This is a genomic window from Streptomyces sp. NPDC004788 (assembly GCF_053601115.1).
Map to the genome: position 1 here is coordinate 71,428 of NZ_JBSGBF010000020.1, position 22,766 is coordinate 94,193.

The following is a 22,766-nucleotide window of genomic DNA, read 5'->3' on the forward strand; positions in this document are numbered from 1 at the left end:
CGGGAGAGGCCACCGCGGTCATTCACACAGCGGGAATCAGGGCAGGAACTCGTAGAACGGCCCCTCGGGCGCGCGGTCGCGGACGCACAACGTCACGTCCCTCCCCTTGAGATACGCCAGCAGCCACTCGCTGAACGCCATCTCGTAGAGAGTCCACGCCGGGCTGTCCATCTCCTGGACCACCACGCGCCAGGGCGACGAGGCGTCGTCGGGAACGCGGAGGAAGATCGCCTCGCCCGTCGTCGCCGTCGCCACCGGCAGCACGTCCCCGGGGCTCGCCCCCGCCCGGCCGGGCAGGAACTCGGCCATGTCCTCCTCGCGCCAGAACTCGAGGTCCATCCTGATGTCCTTCACCAGGCTGTGCAGAAGATGGCCGGCGGGGTGCTTCAGATACAGCTGCCCGTTGATCGACACCGAACCGTAGGCGTCCACGATCTCGCGGAAGTCCGCCGGGAATTCGACGCCGAGTTCCCGCTCCAGCTCGATCCAGGGTGCGGGGTCCGACCAGTTGAACCGGGGTTCGCCCAACAGGGCTTGGATCTCCGCCAGGGTTGCCACCACTAGATCCCTTCTCGCACTTCGAGCCGATGCCGTCGGGGAGTTGATAGTGGTGCACGAGTAGCTGTCCACGATACCCCGCCCCCCGTTCAGCCGCTGCTCATCCGATCACCGCCGCTCGAACGCACAGCACGTCCGGCAGGTGCTCGGCGAGCAGCTGCCAGTTGTCCCCGTCGTCCGCACTCCCGTACACCTCGCCGTTCCGGTTGCCGAAGTACACGCCCGCCGGGTCCCCGTCGTCCGTGCACAGGGCGTCGCGCAGCACCGTGCCGTAGTGGTCGCCCTCGGGCAGGCCCTTGGTGAGCGGCTCCCAGCTCGCCCCGGCGTCCGTCGTCCGGTAGACGCGACAGCGCCGGCCGGCCGGGACGCGGTCGGAGTCGGCGGTGATGGGGAAGACATAGGCGGTGTCCGGCCGGTGCGGGTGGGCGGCGACGGCGAAGCCGAAGTCGGAGGGCAGCCCGGCGCCGATGTCGGTCCACCGGCCGCCGCCGTCGTCACTGCGGAACACGCCCCAGTGGTTCTGCAGATACAGCCGGTCCAGGTCACCCGCGTCCTGCGCGATCTTGTGCACGCACTGGCCGAACTCCGGGTTCGGGTCGGGCAGGAACACGGCCGACACCCCGTCGTTGGACGGCGCCCAGCTCGCCCCGCCGTCCCGCGAGCGGAAGACGCCCGCCGTCGACACCGCCACCGTCACCGCGCTCGCGTCACGCGCGTCGGTCACCACCGTGTGCACCGCCTCCCCGCCGCCGCCCGGCACCCACTTGTCACGGGTGGGGTGCTCCCAGAGCGGGCGCACGAGCGAGAAGGACTCGCCTCCGTCGGAGGATCTGAACAGCGCGGCCGGCTCCGTCCCCGCGTACACGACGTCCGGGGAGTGCGCGGGCGCCGGGTGCAGCTGCCAGACCCGCTCCAGCGAAGCCCCGGTGTCCTGCGGGAACTTGACGGCGGGCGTGGCCGGCTCGGTCCAGCTCGCACCGAGGTCGTCCGAGTGGAAGACGGAAGGGCCCCAGTGGGAACTGTCCCCGCCGACCAGGATTCTGGGTGTCGCGCGGCGGGTGTCGATGCCGATCGAGTAGATCGCCTGCGCGTTGAAGTGCGGTTCGTCGAACTCCCATCGGCCGTCTCGCCCGCGGCCGATGAACAGACCCTTGCGGGTCCCTACGGTCAGTAGCACGTCGGTCATGCCGACACCTCCAGGACGCCGTTGTCGCGGATACGGGCCAGTCTGCACCGCACCACTGACAACGGCCCCCGGAGGCCGCTCACGCCCAGGTCAGGGGCGTGTTGCCCGGCGCGGGCAGGCCACCCGGCCCGAGCCGGGGGCGGGGGCCCGGCGTGGCCCCAGCCCGGTCGCGCGGCTCAGTAGGCCCGGGCGTACTGCCGCGGGGCGGCGACGTCCGCGCCCAGCTCGCGCGCCGCGCGCCGCGGCCAGGACGGGTCGCGCAGCAGCTCGCGGCCGAGCAGCACGGCGTCCGCCTCGCCGTTCGCGAGGATCTTCTCGGCCTGCTCGCTCTCCGTGATCAGGCCGACGGCCGCGACGGCGAGGCCGGCCTCGGCCCGCACCCGGGCGGCGAACGGCACCTGGTAGCCGGGGGCGACCGGGATCCGGGCCGGGCCGCCGTTGCCGCCGGTGGAGACGTCGAGCAGGTCGACGCCGTGCTCGCGCAGGAGCGCGGCCAGCCGCACGGTCTCGTCGGCCGTCCAGCCCTGCTCCTCCAGCCAGTCGGTGGCCGAGATGCGGAAGAAGAGCGGCAGCTCCTCGGGCCATTCGGCGCGCACGGCGTCGACGACCTCAAGGGCGAGGCGGGTGCGGTTCTCGAAGGAGCCGCCGTAGGCGTCGGTGCGACGGTTGCTGAACGGGGAGAGGAACTGGCCGATCAGATAGCCGTGGGCGCCGTGCACCTCCACGACCTTGAAGCCGGCGGCGAGGGCGCGGCGCGCGGCGGCCGCGAACTGCGCGGTGATCTCGTGGATCTGCTCGACCGAGAGCTCGGCCGGGACGACGTGCCGGTCGTCGAACGGGACGGGGCTCGGGCCGACCGGCTGCCAGGCCAGGCCGCCGTCGGGGTCGACCGGTCCGCTGCCCTCCCAGGGGCGGTGGGTCGCCGCCTTGCGGCCGGCGTGTCCGATCTGGACGCCCGGAACGGTGCCGTGCGCGGTGAGGAAGTCGGTGATCCGGCGCAGCCCCTCGATCTGGGCGTCGTCCCAGATGCCGAGGTCGTAAGGGCTGATCCGGCCCTCGGGGGAGACGGCCGTGGCCTCCAGCAGGATCAGTCCGGCGCCACCGGTGGCGCGGGCCGCGTAGTGCGCGAAGTGCCAGTCGCCCGCGACGCCCGCGCCCGGGCCCGTCGGCTCCGCGGAGTACTGGCACATCGGGGCCATCCAGACGCGGTTCGGTGCGGTGACGGACCGGAGGGTGTAGGGCTCGAAGAGGGCGGCGCTCATGGCGGACTCCGTTGGACGTGCCGGGTGCGGATGCCTTCGTACGATACTCGTCGTAGTACGGCACCTGTCAAACTACGAGGAGTCTCGTACAATGGTCGAAGTCCCTTCCCGAGAGCCCGAGTACCCGTCCCCGAGATCCGTGGAGCCGCCGCCGTGACGACCGCGACCAACCCCCGGGTCCTCGAGCACCCCGCACGCGAGGAGATCCGGATCGAGGCCGTGCTGCACGCCCTCTCCGACCCGGTACGGCTGCGGATCGTGCGGGACATGGCCCGCGGCACGGCGGACGCGTTCGCCTGCTCGTACTTCGAGCTCCCGGTCACCAAGTCGACCAGCACCCACCACTTCCGCGTGCTCCGCGAGAGCGGCGTCGTCCGGCAGCTCTACCGCGGCACCGCCAAGCTCAACATGCTCCGCCGCGACGACCTCGACGCGCTCTTCCCCGGCCTCCTCGACACGGTCCTCGCGGCCGCCGAGTCCCAGGCCGGCCGCGAGGCCGGAACCCCGGGCGGCTAGGCCGGCTCTTCCGGATCTTGCCGGGCTCCAGCGCCGCGATCTCCGCGAGCCGCGCCGCCCGGCGTGCCCGCCAGGCCGGCGCCCCTACCGCCGCGCCGCCTCCCGCAGTCCCGACCAATCCGGGATCTTCACCGGGCCACGGCCGAGCGTGCCGCCGAGCGCCGCCTCGGCGCGCTCGATGGCCAGCCAGCCGTTCCACTCGACCGGCTCCAGGCCGAGCTTGCGCAGGGCTTCGACCGGGTCCGGCACGACCAGCCGGCGGGCGAGGAAGTCGGCGTCGGCGAGCAGCGAGGCGGCCGTCTCCTTGGCGCACGGGCGGTTGGTGCCGATCACGCCGGTCGGGCCGCGCTTGATCCAGCCCGCGACGTACTCGCCCGGCGACGGCGCCCCGTCCCGCAGCACCCGGCCGGCCGCGTGCGGGACCGTGCCCCGCACCGGGTCGAACGGCAGCCCGGGCAGGGGGACGCCCTGGTAGCCGACCGCGCGCAGCACGAGCCCGGCCGGGATCTCCTCGTACCGGCCCGTGCCCCGTATCCCGCCCGTCCCGTCCGGCTCCGTGCGTTCGAAGCGCACCGCCGTGACGCGGCCGTCCGCGCCGAGGATCTCCACCGGCCGCAGGAAGAACCGCAGCCGCACCGAACGCGCACCGGCGCCGCCGCCCGGATCCGCGGCCCATCCCCGTACCACCTCCAGATTGCGCCGGTTCACGGCCGGCAGGCCGGAGGGATCGGCGCAGGCCGGGTCGAGGGCGAGCTCGGCCGGGTCGACGAGGACGCGGGTGTCCGGGAGGGTGCCGAGTTCGCGCAGCTCCTTGGTGGTGAACCGGGCCTGCGCGGGCCCGCGGCGCGCCACCATGTGCACCTCGCGCACCCCGCTCGCGGCGAGCGCCGTGAGCGCGCCCTGCGGGATGTCCGTCGGGCGCAGCTCCTCGGCCCGCCGGAGCAGCAGCCGGGTGACGTCCACGGCCACGTTCCCCGCCCCGATCACCACGGCGCCGGGCCGGTCGAGGCCGAAGTGCTGGTGGACGGCGTCCGGGTGGGCGCTGTACCAGGAGACGAACCCGGTGGCCGAGAAGCTGCCGTCGAGGTCCTCGCCCGGCACCCCGAGCCGCCGGTCGCGGGCGGCGCCGACGCAGTAGACGACGGCGTGGTACAGCTCCAGGAGCCGGGCCGGGGTGAGGCCGCGCGCCCCGACCTCCACGTCGCCGAGGAACGCGATCCGCTCGTCCTCCAGGACCGTACGGAGGTTGCCCTGCAGCGACTTGATCTTCTCGTGGTCGGGCGCGACCCCGTACCGCACCAGACCGTACGGGCAGGGCAGCCGGTCAAGGACGTCGACCCGGATCCCGGGCACGGCGCTCTGCCCGACCAGCGCCTGGGCGGTGTAGACGCCGCTGGGTCCGGCGCCGACGACGGCGACTCGCAACACGGACGCGCCCCTTCCGGTGGGGAGGGCCTCCCGGTGACCTCCAGCATGGCACCGGGAGGCCCGCCGGGGGAGTGGGCGTCCCCGAGCTGCCACTCCCCGGGGGCGGGGCGGCTACAGCGAGCGCATCCGGTCGATCTCCGCCGTCTGCTGTGCGATCACGTCGTTCGCCATCTCCTCCACGAGCACGTTGTTGCCCTGCTTCAGCACCTCCGCCGCCATCGTCACCGCGCCCTCGTGGTGGGTGGTCATCAGCTTCAGGAAGAGCGTGTCGAAGGCCCTGCCCCTGGCGTCGCGCAGCTCGGCGAGCTGGGCGTCGGTCGCCATGCCCGGCATGGTGTGGTGGTCGTGCCCGGACTGCGGGCGCGGGCCGCCGTTGCTCTTCAGCCAGCCCTCCATCGCGCCGATCTCCGGCCCCTGCGCGGCCGCGATCCGCTCGGCGACCTTCTTCACCCCGGGCGACCCGGCCCGCTGCGGCACGAGCGCGGTCATCGTGAGCGCCTGCCGGTGGTGCTCGATCATCATCTGCACGTAACGGAAGTCGGCGCCGTTGGGCCGCTCGTCGGGCATCAGCCGGGCCGCCTCCTCCGGCGACACGCGCTTGGCGGGCTCGCCGGGCTTGCCCGGGGCGATCACCGCGGGGCCGCCCGAACCCGCGGGCGTCGACGCCGAGTTCGGCGACCCGCCGCCCGACTCGCAGGCGCCGAGGGCGAGAACGGCGATGGCGGAGAGCATCACGGCGAGGGATCCACGGACACGGCTGCGGTTCGACAACGCGACCTCCACGGACAACGGGGCGGTGTTTCGAGGAAAGTTCATTACTTCTCTGTTGCCATCTGTTGAGATGTGCACGCCAAGGAAGATACTGCCGTGGTCCACCGAGCGTTCAGACATGAACGGATCTCACAGAGGACGGAGTGACCTTCGTTGCGTACCACGAGTACCCCGCGCGCACGGACCAGACGCCTCGGCGTGGCTACCGCCGCGGCCGGCCTGCTGGTCAGCATGCTCGTCGCCGGACCCGCGGCCGCCACCCCCGACCCGGGCGACAGTCCCGCCCAGCAGTCCGTCACCTCCGAGCAGGCCGCCGGGGCCCGCGCCGCCATCGCGAGCGGTGAGATACCCGGCGTGGACGAGATCGTCCACAGCCCCAACATCGAACACCTCGTCAACATCCCCAAGGACGCCCTCAAGGGGATCAACTCCGACCTGGCCTTCCAGGGCAAGTACGCCTTCGCCGGCAACTACGACGGCTTCCGGATCTTCGACATCAGCGACCCGAAGTCCCCCCGGACGGTCGCCCAGGTGCTGTGTCCCGGCTCCCAGAACGACGTGTCCGTCTCCGGCAACCTGCTCTTCCTCTCCACCGACTCCTCCCGCAGCGACAACTCCTGCGCCAGCGTGCCCCAGCCCGCCTCGGTCAAGGAGTCCTGGGAGGGCATGAAGATCTTCGACATCAGCGACATCGCCAACCCGAAGTACGTCGCCTCCGTCGAGACCGACTGCGGCTCGCACACCCACACCCTCGTGCCCAAGCGCAAGGACGTGTACGTCTACGTCTCCTCGTACTCGCCCAACGCGGCCTTCCCGGACTGCCAGCCCCCGCACGACGGCATCTCCGTGATCAAGGTCCCGCGCGACGCGCCCGAGCAGGCCCGGGTCGTGAACTTCCCCGTCCTCTTCCCGGGCGACGGCCCGGACGGCGGCGGCAACCCCGGCGCGCCCACCAACCCGGGCGTCTCCAAGACCACCGGCTGCCACGACATCACCGTGCTGCCGAGCGAGGACCTCGCGGCCGGCGCCTGCATGGGCGACGGCATCCTCTTCGACATCAAGGACCCGGAGCACCCGCGGGTCATCGACCAGGTCGAGGACAACGTCAACTTCTCGTTCTGGCACTCCGCGACCTTCAACCAGAAGGCCGACAAGGTCGTCTTCACCGACGAGCTCGGCGGCGGCGGCGCGGCCACCTGCAACACGACCGTCGGCCCGAACCGCGGCGCGGACGGCATCTACGACATCGTCGGCAAGGGCGACGGGCGCCGGCTCGTCTTCCGCAGCTACTTCAAGATCGCGCGCCACCAGGCCGACACCGAGAACTGCGTCGCCCACAACGGCGCGCTGATCCCGGTCAAGGGCAAGGACCTCATGGTCCAGGCGTGGTACCAGGGCGGCGTCTCCGTCTGGGACTTCACCGACTCCCGGCGGCCGCACGAGATCGCGTACTTCGAGCGCGGCCCGCTCTCCGCGGACCACCTCGCCATCGGCGGCTCCTGGTCCGCCTACTACTACAACGGCTACATCTACTCGAACGACATCGCCAAGGGCTTCGACGTCCTGAAGCTCAGCGACAAGCGGACGGACAAGGCGGCCCGGGTCCGGATGGACGAGCTCAACGTCCAGACGCAGCCGGACTACTTCAAGGACTTCGACCGCTCCGGCGGCCCGGAGGACTCCGGCGACTCCGAGGACTGAGCCGGCTCGGGGATCAACGGCAGGCCGTCGGACGGACCACCGCCCGGCGGCCTGCCGCGCTCCCAGTCGAGCCCGTACCGCTGGAACAGCTCCGCCCGCAGCCGGGACATCGGCATCGGCGCGCCGGGCAGCAGCACCGCGAACACCGCGCCCATCAGCAGCGCCCGCAGCAGCGGGTACTCGGCGTCCACGTCCGCCGCGCCGTAGCGCTCGACGGTGTCGCGCAGGAGCGCGGCGAGCCGCTGCTGCTCGGGGCACTGCACGAAGCCCTCGGCCTGGAGGATGCCGGCCATGTGCGTCCGCATGAGCACGGGCTGTTCTTCGGCGAGCCCGAGGACCGCGTCGATCGCCCGCGCGAGGCGCTCCCGGCCGTCCTCGGTGCGCGGCTTGCGCTCCAGTGCCGCCTCCAGCGTGCGGTGCATCAGCCGGTGCACCGCGGACTGCAGCAGCTGGCGCTTGCCGGGGAAGTAGTACGAGACCAGTCCGCGCGCCGATCCGGCGCGCGCCGCGATGTCCCCGAGGGTCGTCGCCTCGTATCCGCGCTCGGCCACCAGTTCCACCGTGGCCTGCAGGATCCGCTCGCGGGAGCGCCGTCGAAGTTCTTCGTTGACCGATGCGCTACGCGGGGACATGCTGGACTCCTGCGTTGACTGGCTTGCAGCCAATATACTCAGCGCGTCCTGTCGTCGTGCCCTTGTGGCCGAAGGCGGGACCTGCCGTCTGTTCTGGGCGACGCGGGGGATCGTCCAGGACAGGCGGCTTCATGTCGTTTCTCCCATTCTGCCTCCGGTGTCCGTTCTGCCCGGCGGGCCCGGACGGGGTCGCGGAGCCGGGGCCGTACGCCGCTCCCCGTGCCGGTACGTGATGATCGCCACAGCCACGCAGACCCAGCCGAACAGCCAGCCGGCCACCACGTCCGACGGCCAGTGCACGCCCAGATAGACCCGGGTCCAGCCCACGCCGACGACCGACACCAGGGCGGCGCCCGTGAGCGTTCCCCAGCCCCACCACGTCTCGCGCCAGTGCAGCGCGAGCACCCAGAGCAGCAGCCCGCAGACGACCATCGCCGTCATGGCGTGCCCGGACGGGAAGGCCGCGAAGCGCGCCGAGTCCACCGGATCCGGCCAGCTCGGCCGTGGCCGCCCGACGGCCGACTTCAGGCCCTGCTGAAGGCCCCAGGCCACCAGGACCGTCCCCGCCACCCACAGCGCGAGCCGCCGCTCCCGCCGCCACCACAGCACCCCCGCCGCCACCGCGGCCAGCGCGCGCATCGTCCACGGGTCCCAGACCCAGTCGGTCAGGATCCGGTTGACGTGGGTGAACCCGGGATGCGCCACCGCGTGGTGGTGCAGCGCCTCGGTCACCTCCCGGTCCACCGAGAGCAGCGGTGACCAGCCCACGGCGACGAGGACGAGCAACAGCACGGCCAGGGCGCCCGACACGGCGGCGGAGATGCGCATGCGCTGATCCTGCCCGACGCCGCCCGCGCGTCGCCGACCGGCATGCCCGGGGGCCGGCTAGCCGAGCGCCCGCAGGGCCGGCACGAAGGCGATGAGCACCGGGACCACCGGCACCAGGGCCGCCGCCGCGGTCAGCCGGAGGCGGCGGGCGGCGGTGAGCCGGGGCGTCGCCGTCAGCAGCCGGTTGACGCGCTGCGGAAGGTCGGCGTCCGGGGCCGGGCCCGGGCCGAAGACGCCGCGGTCCTCGTTGAGTTCCACCAGCGCGAGGGCGACCGTCAGCCGGCCGAAGCGGCGCGAGGCCACGTCGTCCGCCGCCAGCTCCACCAGACGGTGCATCTCGCCGCGGAAGGCGGCGAAGACCGGCACCCCCGGGAAGCCCTCGGCGAGCGCCGCCGAACAGTGCAGCAGCCAGTCGTGCCGCGCCCGGGCGTGCCCCTGCTCGTGCGCGAGCACCGCGTCGAGCTGACGGCCCTTGAGCCGGCGCAGCGCCGCCGTCGTGATGACCAGGCGCGGCGTCCCGCCGGGCAGCCACCAGGCGTCCGCGCGCTCACCCTCCAGGACCACCAGACGCGCGCTGCCGGACGGCTCCTCGCCGGGCAACAGCGGCGCCCGCACCAGCAGTTCGCCGCGCCGGCGCCCACGGCGGGCCCGCGCCCGGCCGATCTCCCGGCCCAGCATCGCCCCGGTCCACACGCCGCCGGCGGCCAGCAGCACGGCGAGCACCGCCGACCACGGCCGGTTGGCGCCCAGCTCGTACGCCTCGATCACGGCGCTCGGCGCGGGCGCGAAGACCTGACCGCGCACCGCCTGCCAGGCAGCGGCCGCGCTGAAGGTCATCGCCAGCGCGAAGCTCAGCAGCACCGCGGCCACGACGCACTGCCACACCCACAGCGCCACCACCGGTTCCCGCTCCACCCAGTCGGCCCGCGCCAGGAGCCGCGGGGCGACGGCGGCGGTCAGGACGCCGAGCATGAGCAGCGCGAGGGAGACCAACATGGCGCCACCCTATGAGCGGGGTACCACGCGGGGGTACGGGCTTGCGGATCAAGTGACGCACGCCACGGTTTGGCGGACCGGCCGGTGCGCCCGGCCGGTCGGCCCGCTCAGAGCGCGAGCAGCATCGCCAGCATCGAGAGCCCCATCGACAGCCGGCACACCAGCGTCAACTCGGCCCCCGCCGCGGTCCCGCGCGCCACGCCCACCGCGCCCGCCGCCCCCGTCACCGGAACCAGGCGCGCGCCCGAACGCAGCACGTACACACCGAAGTACGCGAGCAGCACTCCCGTCAGCACGGGTATGCCACCGGTCGCGACGACCACGTCGCCGTGACCCGCACCGTGCTCCCCGTGCGCCCCGTGCCCGCCCGGCCCGCCGGGCCCGGCGGCCATCGCCACCGCCATGTAGACCATCGCCAACGAGCCCACCAGATGGTGCAGATGGTGCCCCCGGCGCAGCACCGCCGCGCGCAGGCCGAGGAGCGCCGCGCAGCCGAACACCACCGCGTACACCACCCAGCCCCACTCCGGCGGGGTCAGCACGGCCGCGGGCAGCGCCATCAGCGCCATCCCGAAACCCATCACGGCCTCCGCCCCGGCCGCCCTGCGCTCCTCGACGGAGCCGACCGTCCGCATCCGCAACAGGCAGTACGCCCCGCTCGCGCCGCACAGCGCCACCAGCAGCCAGCCCGACAGCGCCGGTCCGTGCACGCCGCACACCCCCCTCCTCGCGGTCCTCACCGCATGCATGCCCGGCCCCGCGGGACCCACGCGGGCGCACGGGCGCGCACAGGTGTACGAGGGGGAGTGCGGGGCGCGCGTTAGGCTCGGGGAGGATCGCGTCCGCCGATCGCCCGCGCCCGAGGGGAGACCCGTACCGCATGGACACCGCCGCCCACCGGCTCACCGGCACGCTCAACTACCGCGAGGCCGTCCTCGACGACGTCCCGGCGCTCGTCCCGCTCGTCGAGTCGGCCTACCGCGGCGACTCCAGCCGGGCCGGCTGGACCACCGAGGCGGACATCCTCCAGGGCCAGCGCACCGACCCGCAGGGCGTCACCGAGGTCATCACCACTCCGGGCAGCCGGCTCCTGGTCGTCGAGCGGGACGGCGCGCTCGTGGCCTGCTGCCAGCTGGAGCACCGCGGCGAGGCCGCCTACTTCGGCATGTTCGCGGTCCGCCCCGAGCTCCAGGGCGCCGGCCTGGGCCGGCAGATCATCGCCGAGGCCGAGCGCCGGGTCCGCGAGCTGTGGGACGTGCGCGAGATGCACATGACGGTGATCTCGGTGCGCGAGGAGCTGATCGCCTGGTACGAGCGCCGCGGCTACCGCCGTACGGGCCGGATGAGCCCCTTCCCGTACGGCGACGAGCGCTTCGGCGTGCCGCAGCGCGACGACCTCCAGTTCGAGCTCCTCGTGAAGGACCTCGTCTGACGGCACCTCGCCGGGCCGTCAGGCCGTGAAGCGGCCCGTGCGCCGGATCTCCGGCCGGTCCGTGGTCGCCCCGTCGAGCCCGAGGGCGCGCGCCAGGCGCAGGTCGTCCTGGGTGTTCACCACCCAGCCGACCACCCGCAGCCCCGCCGCGTGCGCCCGCTCGACGGTGTCCTGGGTGAGGTGGCGGATGTTGAGGACCAGCGCCGTGGCACCCACGGCGAGTGCGCGCGCCACCACGTCGTCCTGTCGTCGGCCGGCGACGAGCGCGGTGCGCGCCCCCGGCACCAGTTCGCGGATCTCCGCCAGGGCCTCGTCGTGGAAGGACAGCACCTCCACCCGCCCGGTCAGATCCCGCTCGGTCAGCACCGCGGCGAGCGCCCGGGCCGCGCCGACGTCCTTGATCTCGGCCTGGAGCGGTGCGCCGACCGCGGCCAGGACCTCCTCGAAGACGGGCACCCGCTCCCCTTCCCCGGCGTCCAGCTCGCGCAGCTCGGCGAGTGTCTTCGTGGCGATGGGCCCGTTGCCGTCGGTGGTGCGGTCCACGTCGGCGTCGTGCATGACGACGAGGGCGCCGTCCTTGCTGAGGTGGAGGTCGAGTTCGATGACGTCCATGCCCGCCTGCTCGGCGAGGACGAAGGAGCGCAGGGTGTTCTCGGGTGCGACGCCCATGACTCCGCGGTGACCGATGGTGAGGAAAGTCAAGATCTTCTCGCTTCCGTCGTCGTCCGTTCCCCGCGCCGCCGTGGCCGGTTACGGCTCGGGCGCAGCCTAACGACTGGACGCGGAACGGGAAGGCGCCGCGCGGAACCCCGGATTTCTCGGCTTCAAACCCCGCCGCACAGGAAATTTATCGGTCACGGCAGGGGTCCACAGAAGAATTTTTCCCACCCCTACTTGTGGGCGAGATCCCGCCATGCATACGCTGTGTTGACGCAAGGTTCTCCTGTGGAGGAAGAGGCATGACGGAAATTCTTGTGCAGGACGTGACCGGTGGGGGGATATCCGCCGACGCTCCGGTGATCGACCACCCTGCCTGGCCCGAGCTCAAGAATGCCGTGGAGGAGCTCCGCCCCTGGCAGAGCACGGACGGCTCCATCGACTTCGCGGCCGACGGCGCGCCGACCCGCGCGCAGGCCGAGCAGGCCGTCGGGCGCCTCGTCGCCGCGGTCGAGCGGCTCTCCCCGCTGGTTCCGCACGACGCCGCGTACCACCGCGCGCTCGTCGCCGACCTGCGCAAGTGGGCCGAGGGCGGCTTCGAGGTCCCGGACTTCCTGGACTCCCTCATGGAGTTCCACCCGGCCGCGAGCCGCGCCGACGGGCTGCAGCACCTCGTGCTCTTCCCGATGTACACGCAGAACGGCAACCCGGACCGCAACTTCGAGGCCGTCGTGCTGCGCATGGTCTGGCCCGAGTGGCTCTCCGAGCTGGAGGCCACCCGCTACGACAACCCGGGCTTCTGCGGCATCACCTTCGAGGACTTCACCGCCGGGTACGACACCAACTCGGCCGTCCTCTTCCCGGAGACCGTCGCCGTCCGCGAGGTCCCCGAGCGCTTCACCTGGGGCGGCATCTTCTGCGACCGCGAGGCCGCCCGCTTCCGCAAGGTGACCGAGGCCGCCGTCGACACCCTCGGCCTGAAGCTGCCGGCGGACATCGCCGCCATGCTGGGCGACCAGAAGCGCTGCGAGCAGGCGTTCGTGCTCTGGGACCTGGTCCACGACCGTGCCCACAGCCGCGGTGACCTGCCCTTCGACCCCTTCATGATCAAGCAGCGCCAGCCCTTCTGGATGTACGGCCTGGAGGAGCTCCGCTGCGACCTCACCGCCTTCAAGGAGGCCGTGAAGCTGGAGTCCGAGGGCAACGAGCACGGCCGTGACGTGCAGTACGCGGTCCTCTTCGACCGCATGTTCCGCTTCCCGCTCACCGGCGACCGGAACCGCAACTACGACGGTCTGGGCGGCCAGCTCCTCTTCGCGTACCTCCACAAGAACGACGTGGTGCGCTGGACGGACAACGTCCTCACGATCGACTGGGAGCGCGCCCCCGAGGTCACCAACCGCCTCTGCGCCGAGATCGAGACCCTCTACCGTGACGGCATCGACCGTCCGAAGCTCGTGCACTGGTTCAAGGCGTACGAGTTCGTCTCCACCTACCTCGCCCCGCACCCGGGCTCGAAGTGGGCGAAGGGCCCCGACGCCCTCGACACCTCGCTCCCGCCGCGCAAGCTCGTCGACGACGTGCTTCCGGACGAGTTTCCGCTCAGCATGTTCTTTGAGGCCCTCTCCAAGAAGATGAAGGGCGTGATCGCCGACACCAAGGGCATCACCGCCGCCGACATGCCCGAGCGGGCCGCCGCGTGACCGAGGCTGCGCAGCACACGGAGGAGACGCCCATGAACGCCAACGGAAACGGCGGTGCGCTGGACGGCGCCGTCATCGCGGTCGCGGGCGCGGCCGGCCCCGCGGGCCGTGCCACCCTCCTGCGTCTCGCCGAGGCGGGCGCCACCGTCGTCGCGTCCGACGCCGACCCGGCGCGTCTCGCGGAGGCGGTCGACGCCGCCCGCTACGCGCACGGCGGCGCCCGGGTTATCGGCGACACCGTCGACCTCCTCGACCTCGGCGCCACCCGCGACTGGGCGTCGAAGACCGAGAAGGAGTTCGGCCGGATCGACGGCCTGGTCCACCTGGTCGGCGGCTGGCGCGGCAGCCAGTCCTTCGCCGAGACCGACCTCAAGGACTGGGACTTCCTGGAGAAGCTGCTGATCCGCACGGTCCAGCACACCTCCCTCGCCTTCCACGACGGCCTGCTGCGCAGCGGCGGCCGTGGCCGCTACGCCCTGGTCAGCCAGGTCGGCGCGCACAAGCCGCAGGCCAACAACGCCGCGTACAACGCGGGCAAGGCGGCGGCCGAGGCGTGGACCCTCGCCATGGCGGACTCCTTCCGCAAGCTGGGGGGCGACGACGGCCCGCAGGCGGCGGCTGCCATCCTGGTGATCAAGGCACTGGTGCACGACGCCATGCGCGCCGAGCGCCCGAATGCGAAGTTCGCGGGCTTCACCGACGTCAAGGACCTGGCCGACGCCATCGCCGGACTCTGGGACGAGCCCGCACAGGAAGTGAATGGACAGCGCCTGTGGCTGACCCCCAAGCCGTGACCTCGGCCCTGGGCCCCAGGACCGACGCCCGTCGTCACCACGACCCGTCGGTCCGGGGCTTCGCCAGCGACAACTACGCCGGCGTCCACCCCGAGGTCCTCGCGGCCATCGCCCTCGCCAACGGCGGCCACCAGGTCGCCTACGGCGAGGACCAGTACACCGATCACCTGCAGCGGATCATGCACAGCCACTTCGGCCCCACGGCGGAGGCCTTCCCGGTCTTCAACGGGACCGGGGCGAACGTGACCGCGCTGCAGGCGCTCACCGACCGGTGGGGCGCGGTGATCTGCGCCGAGAGCGCCCACATCAACGTGGACGAGGGCGGCGCCCCGGAGCGGATGGGCGGCCTCAAGCTGCTCACCGTGCCCACCCCGGACGGCAAGCTCACCCCCGAGCTGATCGACCGGCAGGCGTGGGGCTGGGAGGACGAGCACCGGGCGATGCCCCAGGTCGTCTCGATCACCCAGAACACCGAGCTCGGCACCGTCTACACGGTCGAGGAGATCCGGGCCATCGTGGAGCACGCCCACTCCAAGGGCATGAAGGTGCACCTCGACGGCGCCCGGATAGCCAACGCGGCCGCGTCCCTGAACGTGCCGATGCGGGCGTTCACCAACGCGGTCGGCGTCGACGTCATCTCGTACGGCGGCACCAAGAACGGCATGATGTTCGGCGAGGCCGTGGTCGTCCTCAACCCGGACGCGGTCAGCCACATGAAGCACCTGCGCAAGCTGTCCATGCAGCTCGCCTCCAAGATGCGCTTCGTGTCGGTCCAGCTTGAGGCGTTGCTCGCCAAGGACCTGTGGCTGCGCAACGCGAGCCACGCCAACGCGATGGCCCAGCGCCTCGCGGCCGGCGTGCGGGGCGTGGACGGGGTGGAGATCCTCTACCCGGTACAGGCGAACGCGGTCTTCGCGCGGCTTCCGCACGAGGTCAGCCGCCGGCTGCAGGAGCGTTTCCGCTTCTACTTCTGGGACGAGAAGGCCGGCGACGTGCGCTGGATGTGCTCCTACGACACCACGGAGGAAGACGTCGACGCCTTCCTCCAGGCGCTCAAGGAAGAGATGGCGCGCTAGTCGTCCCGGTCACCATAGGACTGCATGAGTATGCGGCCGTGCGGAAAGTCATTGACTTCCGTACGGCCGCATTCCTATGCTCCCGGTCCATGGAGCTGATCCAGCAGGACCCCGACATCTCTGCCTACTTGGGTACGAGTGAGGCAGTCGACCATGGGCACCCGACGGTACGGGCCCTTTCCGACCGCTTGTCCGCCGATCATGTCGACGCATACTCATACGCGAAGGCCGCCTTCGAATTCGTCCGCGACACCATCCCGCACTCCCAGGACTCCGGCGACCCGCGCGTCACCTGGCGCGCCTCCGACGTCCTGGAGCAGGGCACCGGCATCTGTTACGCCAAGGCCGTCGCGTACGCGGCGCTCCTGCGGGCCCGGGGGATACCGGCCGCGCTCTGCTACCAGCGGCTCGCGGACGACGACGGCTCGAACCCGGCGGTCCACGGGCTCGTCGCGCTGAGGCTGCCGGGCGGGGAGCGGTGGGCGCGGCAGGACCCCCGCGGAAACGTGCCGCCGGGGGTGGACGCCCAGTTCTCCGTGACGGAGGAGCGGCTGGCGTGGGCCGTACGCCCGGAGTTCGGCGAGGTGGACTACCCGGAGCTCTACGCCGAACCCCATCCGGCCGTCCTCGCGGCGCTGCGGGCAGCCCCCGACCGGCCGTACCTCTGGCGGACGCTCCCCACGCAGCTGTGACGCTTGCGCCTGGCTACTTCCCGGCCTTCTCGGCGGCCTTGAGCTCCTCCGGCGTGGGCGCCGTGCCCCCGAGGTGCGCCGGCACCCACCAGGTGTCGTCGGCGTCCTTCGGCCGCACCGGGTACGCCCGCTGCGCCGCCTCCAGGAGCTCCTGGACGCGCCCGCGAAGACGCCGGGTGATCGCCCCCGCGTACTGGTCGGCCGGCGCCTCCATCGGCTCGCCGACCCGGATCGTGACCGGGATGTGGCTGCGCCGGAAGTTGCGCGGCCTGCCCTTGGTCCAGATCCGCTGGGTGCCCCACAGGGCCATCGGGATGAGCGGTACGCCGGCCTCCTGCGCGAGCCGCGCCGCACCCGACTTGAAGCTCTTCAGCGTGAACGACTGCGAGATCGTGGCCTCGGGGAACACCCCGACGATCTCGCCCGAGCGCAGCGCGCTGAGCGCGTGCTGGTAGGCGTGCTCGCCCTGGGCGCGGTCCACCGGGATGTGCTTCATCGCGCGCATCAGCGGACCCGACACCTTGTGGCGGAACACCGACTCCTTCGCCATGAAGCGCACCAGACGCTTCTGCGGCAGTGCGGCCAGACCGGTGAAGATGAAGTCCAGGTAGCTGATGTGGTTGCTCACCAGGACCGCGCCGCCCTGGCGCGGGATGTGCTCCGAACCCTGGGTGTCGATCTTCAGGTCCAGCGCCTTGAACATGGTGAGAGCGGCGCCGATGACCGGCCGATAGACGAGCTCTGCCATCTGGGAGGGAACCCTTTCGTCTGTGCCTGAGGAGGGTTCTCCCGGCGAAGTTACGCGGCCGTAGGTTTTCGGCTTTGGGCAGATCGTGCCGCATGTGGGGGCTCGTGACCAGTCCAGACGCCTTCGTGCGGGGAGATTCTCGTCACTCCCGGTGGCCGGCGGTGGCACCGGCGTGCGGGAATCGAACGCCCCCGTGGGACGCTGCACCTCGTGTGGACGGACGAGAAGGGGCGGGCGCGATGACGGAGGTCCTGGGCGCGGCGGAGCTGGGCGCCGAGCTGGGGGAGCGGGCCACCCTGGTCCAGTTCTCCACCGCCTTCTGCCAGCCCTGCCGGGCCACCCGCCGGACCCTCGCCGACGTGGCGGCCCTGGTCGACGGCGTCGGCCATGTCGAGATCGACGCCGAGGAGCGCCTCGATCTCGTACGCGCGCTCGGCATCGTCCGTACGCCCACCGTGCTCGTCCTCGACCGGGCGGGCCGGATCGTCCGCCGGGCCGCCGGACAGCCCCGGAAGGCCGACGTCATCGCCGCCCTGGGCCGGGCCGTCTGACGCCGTGACACTTCTCCCACATGCCAATACGCACTTGACTGCACACGTCAACGATCGCCAGTCTGGCGTAATGGCTCCAGAACTCCTTCTCTACGGCCGGGCCCATGTGGACCTCGGTCGCACCGCGAGCGCGCGCTGTCCGGGTGTCTGACGAACCCGCGACCCCTCTCCCGCCGCTCCCGCAGAAGGACAACTCCATGACGGTCTCGCCCGAGCTCCGCCCGCTCCCGACGATGCCCGGCCTCACCTCCGTACCCGGTACCCCGATACCCGGTCCTCCGGCCGCTCCGGCCGTGCCCACCATCGGCGCCCCCCGCACCGGCTCGCCCGATCTGCTGCGTTCCGTCTTCCGGCAGCACGCCGCCGGCGTCGCCGTGATCACCGCTCACGGGGACCGGCCCGTCGGCTTCACGGCGACCTCCCTCAACTCCGTCGCCGCCGAACCGCCGCTGATCTCCTTCGGCGTGGGCACCGGCTCGTCCAGCTGGCCCGTGGTGGCCGAGGCCGAGCACATCGGCGTCCACATCCTCGGCGAGCACCAGCAGGAGCTCGCCGCCACCTTCGCCCGCAGCGGCGCCGACCGCTTCGCCGCGCCCACCCGCTGGAGCCGCGGCCCCGAGGGCGTCCCCGTCCTCGACGGCGTGCTCGCCTGGCTGGTGTGCCGCGTGGTCGCCCGCGTCCCGGCCGGGGACCACCGGATCGTCATCGCGCAGGCCGTCGCCGGCGACCCGGACGGCGCGGGCCGTCCGCTCCTGTACCACCAGGGGCGCTTCAACGCGCTGCGCGACTGAGAGTTCCCGTACGACCGGCTCGGCGGCGTTGGCAAGGTCACATGGCTGAGCGCTTGCTCAGTGGTAACGAACTGGGTGTACTGGCGAGTAATATTTCGCTCGGGGCCCGGCCGCAAGGCCCGGGCCCCGACCGGAAACCCGCCCTTCAGGCGCCTATGCTGCGAGCAGCAACGCAGCCCAGTTATGACGATGCAGTAGGAGAGCCGGCGTGAGCTTGAGGATCGTTGTCTGTGTGAAGTACGTGCCGGACGCCACTGGCGACCGGAAGTTCGCCGACGACCTGACGGTCGACCGCGAGGACGTCGACGGCCTCCTTTCGGAGCTCGACGAGTACGCGGTCGAGCAGGCCCTGCAGATCGCCGAGGAGGCGGACGAGGCCGAGGTCACCGTGCTGACGGTCGGCCCGGAGGACGCCAAGGACGCGCTGCGCAAGGCGCTGTCCATGGGCGCCGACAAGGCGGTCCACGTCGAGGACGACGACCTGCACGGCAGCGACGTCATGGGCACCTCGCTGGTGCTCGCCAAGGCCATCGAGAAGACCGGCTACGACCTGGTCATCGCCGGCATGGCCTCGACCGACGGCACCATGGGTGTCCTCCCGGCGATCCTGGCCGAGCGCCTGGGCGTCCCGCAGGTCACCCTGCTCTCCGAGGTCAAGGTCGAGGACGGCGTCGTGCGCGGCCGCCGTGACGGCGACACCGCCTCCGAGCAGCTGGAGGCGTCCCTCCCGGCCGTCGTCTCCGTGACGGACCAGTCGGGCGAGGCCCGGTACCCGTCCTTCAAGGGCATCATGGCCGCCAAGAAGAAGCCGGTGGAGTCCCTGGACCTCTCCGACCTCGACATCGAGGCCGAGGAGGTCGGCCTGGAGGGCGCCTGGACCGCGGTCGACGAGGCGAACGAGCGTCCGGCGCGCAGCAAGGGCACGATCGTGACGGACGAGGGCGAGGGCGGCAAGCAGCTCGCTGCCTTCCTCGCGGAGCAGAAGTTCATCTAAGAGGCAGTCTCACGAGCCCGGAGTCCCTCCCGGGCTCGCGCGAGCCCACCAGACCCGCCCCCTCTTCGTTCGCAGGAGATTGAAGTCCCATGGCCGAGATTCTCGTCTACGTCGACCACGTCGACGGAGCCGTCCGCAAGCCCACCCTGGAGCTGCTGACCCTGGCCCGCCGCCTCGGCGAGCCGGTCGCCGTCGCGCTCGGCAACGGCGCCGCCGACACCGCCGCCGCGCTCGCCGAGCACGGTGCCACGCGCGTCCTGACGGCCGAGGCCGCCGAGTTCGCCGACTACCTTGTCGTCCCGAAGGTGGAGGCCCTCCAGGCCGCGTACGAGGCCGTCTCGCCGGCCGCCGTGCTCGTCCCGTCCTCCGCCGAGGGCAAGGAGATCGCCGCCCGCCTCGCCGTCCGCATCGGCTCCGGCATCATCACCGACGCCGTGGACCTGGAGGCCGGTGCCGAGGGCCCGGTCGCGACGCAGTCCGCGTTCGCCGCCTCGTTCACCACCAAGTCCCGTGTCTCCAAGGGCACTCCGGTCATCACGGTCAAGCCGAACTCGGCTCCCGTGGAGGCCGCCCCGGCCGCCGGCGCGGTCGAGGCCCTCGCCGTCTCCTTCTCGGAGAAGGCGCACGGCACGAAGATCACCGCCCGCACCCCGCGCGAGTCGACCGGCCGCCCGGAGCTGACCGAGGCCGCGATCGTGGTCTCCGGCGGCCGTGGCGTCAACGGTGCCGAGAACTTCGGCATCATCGAGGCGCTCGCCGACTCGCTCGGTGCCGCCGTCGGCGCCTCCCGCGCCGCCGTCGACGCCGGCTGGTACCCGCACTCCAACCAGGTCGGCCAGACCGGCAAGTCGGTCTCGCCGCAGCTGTACATCGCCTCCGGCATCTCCGGCGCGATCCAGCACCGCGCGGGCATGCAGACCTCGAAGACCATCGTCGCGATCAACAAGGACGCCGAGGCGCCGATCTTCGACCTCGTCGACTACGGCGTGGTGGGCGACCTCTTCGACGTCGTGCCGCAGCTGACCCAGGAGATCCAGGCCCGCAAGGGCTGACGCTCGCAAGGGCTGATCTGCTGTTCCGTACCGGTCCGGGGGCCGCGTGGTGATCTTCACCGCGCGGCCCCCGGCCGTTTCCGGCCCCGGTCCGACACCCACCGGACACCCATTGACGCGGATCCGGACCGACGATTAACTTCGCTATACGGATTGTTGATTCCGTGCAGCGGAAAACAGGAGGATGTGGGATGGGTCAGCAGGAGAAGGTGTCGACGAGCCTCGCGGGCGCGGTCAGCGAGGGCATCAGCGCCTCCCTCGCCACCGTGGACGCCGAGCTGGACCGTCGCTACCCGGGAGACCCCGGCACCCGCCAGCCCGTCCACACGGTCTACGTCCCCGGCAACGCCTTCGAGGCCGGAACCATCCGCTCCTGGGGTGACCAGGCCCTCGCCGCCCTCGACGAGCACGCCCCCGACGCCGACACCTTCGCCCGCGTCCTCGGCCTCGCCGACGACCTCGCCGAGGACGTCTACGGCCGCGTCCGCGCCAAGCTGGAGCGCGAGCCCATCGAGGACCTCCGCGTCGACTTCGAGGACGGCTACGCCGGTACGGACGAGGACCACGACGCGGCCCGCGCCGCCCGCATCATCAGCGAGGCGTACGCGGACCTCTCCGCCGCCCCGTACATGGGCATCCGCATGAAGTGCATGGAGGCCGCCGTACGCGACCGTGGCATCCGCACCACCGACGTCTTCCTTACCGGCCTCATGGAGCACGGCGGCCTGCCCGACGGCCTCGTCCTCACCCTCCCCAAGGTCACCTACCCCGAGCAGGTCACCGCCTTCGTCCGGCTCCTCGAAGCCTTCGAGAAGGCGCACGGCCTCGACGCCGGCCGGCTCGGCTTCGAGATCCAGATCGAGACCAGCCAGGCCATCCTCGCCTCGGACGGCACCGCCACCGTCGCCCGCATGATCGACGCCGCCGAGGGCCGCGCCACCGGCCTGCACTACGGCACCTTCGACTACAGCGCCTGCCTCGGCGTCTCCGCCGCCTACCAGGCCAGCGACCACCCGGCCGCCGACCACGCCAAGGCGATCATGCAGGTCGCGGCCGCCGGCACCGGCGTACGCGTCTCCGACGGCTCCACCAACGTCCTCCCGGTCGGCCCCACCGCCCACGTCCACGAGGCGTGGAAGCTCCACTACGGCCTCACCCGCCGCGCCCTCGGCCGCGCCTACTACCAGGGCTGGGACATGCACCCGGGCCACATCCCCACCCGCTACGCCGCCGTCTTCGCCTTCTACCGCGAGGGCTTCGAGGCCGCCGCCAAGCGCCTCTCCGCGTACGCCAACCACGCCGGAGGCGACGTCATGGACGAGCCCGCCACCGCCAAGGCCCTCTCCTCCTACCTGCTGCGCGGCATCGACTGCGGCGCCCTGGACACGGCCGAGGTCGACGCCCTGACCGGACTCACCCGCGCCGACCTCGACCGCTTCGCCGCCCCGCGCCGCGGCGACCTGACGGCGACCGAGCGCTAAGGGCGCCCGACCGGGCCCAAACGGTCGGTTTTCCGCCAACTGCCCCGTACCCTGGACGAGTTCACAAGATCGTCGAGCTCGACAGGGAACGGGGCAGCGGTGTCTTCGGGGGAGAACGGGCGGCTCGCGGGCCGCTACAGAGTGGTGCGTCAGCTCGGCCGCGGCGGCATGGGAGTCGTCTGGCAGGCCGTCGACGAGGTCCTCGGCCGCGAGGTGGCCGTCAAGGAACTCCGCACCTACACGGACACGGCGGCCGCCGAACTCGCCGCCATGCGCCTGCGCATGCAGCGCGAGGCCCGCGCCGCGGCCCGGGTCCGCCACCCCGGGGTCGTCGCCGTCCACGACGTCACCGAACACGAGGGCCGGCCGGTCATCGTCATGGAACTCGTCGACGGGCGCTCGCTGGACGACATCCTCGCCGACCGGGGTCCGCTCGCCCCGGCCGAGGCCGCCCGCATCGGCGCCCGCGTCCTCGAAGCCCTCGCCGCCGCCCATGCGGCCGGCGTGACGCACCGGGACGTCAAGCCCGGCAACATCCTCCTCGAACGCTCGGGCCGCGTCGTCCTCACCGACTTCGGCATCGCCGCCCTCGAGGACCCCGCCGACGGTGCCTCCGCCCGCCTCACCGCGAGCGGCGACATCATCGGCTCCCTCGACTTCCTCTCCCCGGAACGCGCCCAGGGCGCCCCACCGGCCCCCGCCGCCGACGTCTGGGCCCTCGGCGCCACCCTCTACGCCGCCGTCGAGGGCACCACCCCGTTCCGCCGCACCTCCACCTGGTCGACCCTCGCGGCCATCGTCACGGACCCGCTGCCCCCCGCGACCCGCGCGGGCGAACTGGCCCCGGTCCTCGCCCGCCTCCTCGACAAGGACCCGGCGGCCCGCCCGGACGCGGCGGAGGCGGCGCGGCTGGTGGC

At 72.2% G+C, this 22,766-nt stretch carries 24 protein-coding genes; 13 read left to right on the forward strand and 11 right to left on the reverse strand.

Translation table 11 applies throughout. From position 1 onward, the window contains the following. Nucleotides 1-36: 36 nt before the first annotated feature. The 3 genes from ACWEJX_RS12035 to ACWEJX_RS12045 form a co-directional block, all read right to left on the reverse strand. Complete coding sequence (locus tag ACWEJX_RS12035; protein ID WP_451607366.1) at nt 37-558, reverse strand: SMI1/KNR4 family protein; 522 nt, start codon at nt 556-558, stop codon at nt 37-39. Nucleotides 559-658: 100 nt separating this feature from the next. Then, on the reverse strand, nt 659-1,744 hold the full coding sequence (locus ACWEJX_RS12040) for a WD40/YVTN/BNR-like repeat-containing protein (protein ID WP_451607367.1): 1,086 nt from the start codon (nt 1,742-1,744) through the stop codon (nt 659-661). Nucleotides 1,745-1,920: 176 nt separating this feature from the next. Beyond that, a complete protein-coding gene (locus tag ACWEJX_RS12045; RefSeq protein ID WP_451607368.1) occupies nt 1,921-3,006 on the reverse strand; it encodes an NADH:flavin oxidoreductase/NADH oxidase in 1,086 nt (361 codons plus the stop codon). 153 nt (nt 3,007-3,159) lie between these two features. On the opposite strand from ACWEJX_RS12045, the gene ACWEJX_RS12050 reads away from it, so the two are divergent. Continuing rightward, entirely contained in the window at nt 3,160-3,522 is a 363-nt protein-coding gene (locus ACWEJX_RS12050; RefSeq protein WP_451607369.1) for an ArsR/SmtB family transcription factor, read from the forward strand. An 84-nt stretch (nt 3,523-3,606) separates the two neighbouring features. Here ACWEJX_RS12050 and ACWEJX_RS12055 read toward each other — a convergent pair whose 3' ends face one another. After that, nucleotides 3,607-4,950, reverse strand: coding sequence for an FAD-dependent oxidoreductase (locus tag ACWEJX_RS12055; RefSeq protein ID WP_451607370.1), 1,344 nt, complete (start codon nt 4,948-4,950; stop codon nt 3,607-3,609). Nucleotides 4,951-5,061: 111 nt separating this feature from the next. Beyond that, the gene (locus tag ACWEJX_RS12060; protein ID WP_451607388.1) at nt 5,062-5,682 is read right to left on the reverse strand and encodes a DUF305 domain-containing protein; all 621 of its coding nucleotides are present in this window, start codon (nt 5,680-5,682) and stop codon (nt 5,062-5,064) included. 270 nt (nt 5,683-5,952) lie between these two features. On the opposite strand from ACWEJX_RS12060, the gene ACWEJX_RS12065 reads away from it, so the two are divergent. Beyond that, nucleotides 5,953-7,422, forward strand: a complete 1,470-nt coding sequence (locus ACWEJX_RS12065) for an LVIVD repeat-containing protein (protein WP_451607389.1) — start codon at nt 5,953-5,955, stop codon at nt 7,420-7,422. Here the strand turns inward: ACWEJX_RS12065 and ACWEJX_RS12070 are convergent. The 4 genes from ACWEJX_RS12070 to ACWEJX_RS12085 form a co-directional block, all read right to left on the reverse strand. Further along, entirely contained in the window at nt 7,362-8,054 is a 693-nt protein-coding gene (locus ACWEJX_RS12070; protein ID WP_451607371.1) for a TetR/AcrR family transcriptional regulator, read from the reverse strand. The genes ACWEJX_RS12065 and ACWEJX_RS12070 overlap by 61 nt on opposite strands. A 129-nt stretch (nt 8,055-8,183) precedes the next feature. After that, a complete protein-coding gene (locus ACWEJX_RS12075; RefSeq protein WP_451607372.1) occupies nt 8,184-8,882 on the reverse strand; it encodes a phosphatase PAP2 family protein in 699 nt (232 codons plus the stop codon). A gap of 57 nt (nt 8,883-8,939) precedes the next feature. Further along, complete coding sequence (locus ACWEJX_RS12080; RefSeq protein WP_451607373.1) at nt 8,940-9,878, reverse strand: M56 family metallopeptidase; 939 nt, start codon at nt 9,876-9,878, stop codon at nt 8,940-8,942. A gap of 107 nt (nt 9,879-9,985) precedes the next feature. Beyond that, complete coding sequence (locus ACWEJX_RS12085; RefSeq protein ID WP_451607374.1) at nt 9,986-10,588, reverse strand: DUF5134 domain-containing protein; 603 nt, start codon at nt 10,586-10,588, stop codon at nt 9,986-9,988. A gap of 170 nt (nt 10,589-10,758) precedes the next feature. On the opposite strand from ACWEJX_RS12085, the gene ACWEJX_RS12090 reads away from it, so the two are divergent. After that, entirely contained in the window at nt 10,759-11,310 is a 552-nt protein-coding gene (locus tag ACWEJX_RS12090; protein WP_451607375.1) for a GNAT family N-acetyltransferase, read from the forward strand. Between the two features lie 18 nt (nt 11,311-11,328). Here the strand turns inward: ACWEJX_RS12090 and ACWEJX_RS12095 are convergent, their stop codons facing one another. Beyond that, a complete protein-coding gene (locus ACWEJX_RS12095; RefSeq protein WP_451607376.1) occupies nt 11,329-12,012 on the reverse strand; it encodes a glycerophosphodiester phosphodiesterase in 684 nt (227 codons plus the stop codon). A gap of 257 nt (nt 12,013-12,269) precedes the next feature. Between ACWEJX_RS12095 and ACWEJX_RS12100 the strand changes: the two genes are divergently transcribed. From ACWEJX_RS12100 to ACWEJX_RS12115, 4 genes are all read left to right on the forward strand, one after another. Continuing rightward, complete coding sequence (locus tag ACWEJX_RS12100; RefSeq protein ID WP_451607377.1) at nt 12,270-13,670, forward strand: DUF6421 family protein; 1,401 nt, start codon at nt 12,270-12,272, stop codon at nt 13,668-13,670. 32 nt (nt 13,671-13,702) lie between these two features. Continuing rightward, a complete protein-coding gene (locus ACWEJX_RS12105; RefSeq protein WP_451607378.1) occupies nt 13,703-14,464 on the forward strand; it encodes an SDR family NAD(P)-dependent oxidoreductase in 762 nt (253 codons plus the stop codon). Continuing rightward, nucleotides 14,461-15,540 carry a threonine aldolase family protein gene (locus tag ACWEJX_RS12110; protein WP_451607390.1) on the forward strand — a complete coding sequence of 360 codons (1,080 nt, stop codon included), beginning with the start codon at nt 14,461-14,463 and terminating at the stop codon, nt 15,538-15,540. Before ACWEJX_RS12105 ends, ACWEJX_RS12110 begins: the two co-directional genes overlap by 4 nt. A gap of 89 nt (nt 15,541-15,629) precedes the next feature. Next, complete coding sequence (locus tag ACWEJX_RS12115) at nt 15,630-16,232, forward strand: transglutaminase-like domain-containing protein (RefSeq protein ID WP_451607379.1); 603 nt, start codon at nt 15,630-15,632, stop codon at nt 16,230-16,232. 13 nt (nt 16,233-16,245) lie between these two features. On the opposite strand, the gene ACWEJX_RS12120 is transcribed toward ACWEJX_RS12115, so the two are convergent. After that, nucleotides 16,246-16,980 carry a lysophospholipid acyltransferase family protein gene (locus tag ACWEJX_RS12120; protein WP_451607380.1) on the reverse strand — a complete coding sequence of 245 codons (735 nt, stop codon included), beginning with the start codon at nt 16,978-16,980 and terminating at the stop codon, nt 16,246-16,248. Nucleotides 16,981-17,219: 239 nt separating this feature from the next. Between ACWEJX_RS12120 and ACWEJX_RS12125 the strand changes: the two genes are divergently transcribed. From ACWEJX_RS12125 to ACWEJX_RS12150, 6 genes are all read left to right on the forward strand, one after another. Beyond that, nucleotides 17,220-17,531 (forward strand): TlpA family protein disulfide reductase, encoded by a 312-nt coding sequence (locus ACWEJX_RS12125; protein WP_403788928.1) that lies wholly within the window; start codon nt 17,220-17,222, stop codon nt 17,529-17,531. Between the two features lie 233 nt (nt 17,532-17,764). Beyond that, nucleotides 17,765-18,322, forward strand: coding sequence for a flavin reductase family protein (locus ACWEJX_RS12130; RefSeq protein ID WP_451607391.1), 558 nt, complete (start codon nt 17,765-17,767; stop codon nt 18,320-18,322). A 208-nt stretch (nt 18,323-18,530) separates the two neighbouring features. Continuing rightward, entirely contained in the window at nt 18,531-19,316 is a 786-nt protein-coding gene (locus ACWEJX_RS12135) for an electron transfer flavoprotein subunit beta/FixA family protein (protein WP_451607381.1), read from the forward strand. A gap of 89 nt (nt 19,317-19,405) precedes the next feature. Beyond that, entirely contained in the window at nt 19,406-20,368 is a 963-nt protein-coding gene (locus tag ACWEJX_RS12140; protein WP_451607382.1) for an electron transfer flavoprotein subunit alpha/FixB family protein, read from the forward strand. Between the two features lie 191 nt (nt 20,369-20,559). Beyond that, complete coding sequence (locus tag ACWEJX_RS12145) at nt 20,560-21,849, forward strand: DUF6986 family protein (protein ID WP_451607383.1); 1,290 nt, start codon at nt 20,560-20,562, stop codon at nt 21,847-21,849. 99 nt (nt 21,850-21,948) lie between these two features. Further along, the coding region (locus ACWEJX_RS12150; protein WP_451607384.1) for a serine/threonine-protein kinase at nt 21,949-22,766 on the forward strand (818 nt) is incomplete at its 3' end.